2 protein-coding genes are annotated in these 1,346 nt (G+C 44.2%); both read left to right on the top strand.

What is annotated here, in order from left to right:
* Nucleotides 1-82: 82 nt before the first annotated feature.
* Nucleotides 83-697 carry a peroxiredoxin gene (locus tag KIV40_RS34585; protein ID WP_285353975.1) on the top strand — a complete coding sequence of 205 codons (615 nt, stop codon included), beginning with the start codon at nucleotides 83-85 and terminating at the stop codon, nucleotides 695-697.
* A 263-nt stretch (nucleotides 698-960) separates the two neighbouring features.
* Nucleotides 961-1,346 (top strand): response regulator transcription factor (locus KIV40_RS34580; protein ID WP_285353974.1); only part of this gene is annotated, 386 nt, incomplete at its 3' end.

Raw genomic sequence — 1,346 nt, 5'->3', positions numbered from 1 at the left:
AAGGTGATGCACAGCGAACGAGTTTCTGAAATCACCGAAGAGCCTAACTACCAAGCAGTTCTTGAAGTAGTAGGTGCTTAACATGAAAAAATCACTGTTAGTTATGGCACTTTCTGCGCTGTTTTCGACTGCTGCTTCAGCGCAGTTTGACGTGACAGAGCAGCACGCTAACCTAGGTTCGGGCGAGATCGTGACGCTAGAGAAAACCAACACATTTCATCTTGCAGGTGAAGGTGTGAAAGTGGGCGACTATATGCCTTCTGTTCAGCTAATGACATCAAACCTAAAACCGTTCGATACCAGCGCGACCAACGGCAAAGTCAAGATTTACAGCGTACTGACGTCTGTTGATACTCCGGTATGTGTTCAGCAAGCAGACGAACTTTCTCAGTTTGTGAATGAGAATAAAGCGTCACTGAAAGATATCGAGTTTTACGCGATCAGTGCAGATACGCCATTTGCACAGCAGCGTTTTATTTCTGAGCATGAGCTAACGGGTGTTGAGTACCTATCAGACTCAGTAGAGCATGCATTTGGTGAGAAGACCGGTGCGCTGATTAAAGAGCTTGGTCTATTGACGCGTAGCATCGTGGTGACGGATCAGAACAACAAGATCATTCTTGTACAACGTGTACCAGAACTGACGACACTGCCGGACCTTGCAGCCGCTGTAGAGCTAGCAAAAAAACAAGGCTAATCCATTTCGGTGCTAAAACACTGATTTTGACGATAAGAGTTCTCTTGTAAATCAATCATTAAGCCCTTCTTTTATAGAGGGGCTTACATTATCTTAAATAGTAAATTACCTCTTAGCCTTACACTGCCTCCCATTAGCGCAACGCAAACGTTGCCGTGATAAAAAGCGTTTATAATGTAAGAGAGTTAAAGCTTTGCTTTTATGAGATTTTAGCTTTAATGGCTAGGTTGGTTATTAATACTAATTTAAGTAGAGAATATTCAATGTCTGACGTTTTAATAGTGGAAGATGATCTGCAGCTCAGGGAGATGCTGTGTTACTTTTTGAGAAATGTAGAGGGATATTCGGTTGACTGTTTAAGCAGTGGTGAAGGTGCCACTGAGATAATTATGGATCGAGCGCCTCAGTTGGTCCTGCTTGATATCCAGCTTCCACATACTTCAGGGCTAAGCGTTCTTGAGAACCTGCGCCAACAAGGCTCTACTATTCCTGTGATCATCATGACGGCTAACGACAATGAGATCACAGAAACCAATGCGCTCACTATAGGGGCAAATGACTACATCACTAAGCCGGTTCGTACCAATGCGCTTCGCGAGCGAATCCGAAAGGTCCTAGAGCAGAAACCAAGTATCCACTCTCGCGTTGA

The organism is Vibrio sp. D173a (assembly GCF_030248475.1).
The sequence above is the reverse complement of the archived record's forward strand: the minus strand, read 5'-3'. Positions and strand labels throughout refer to the sequence as shown.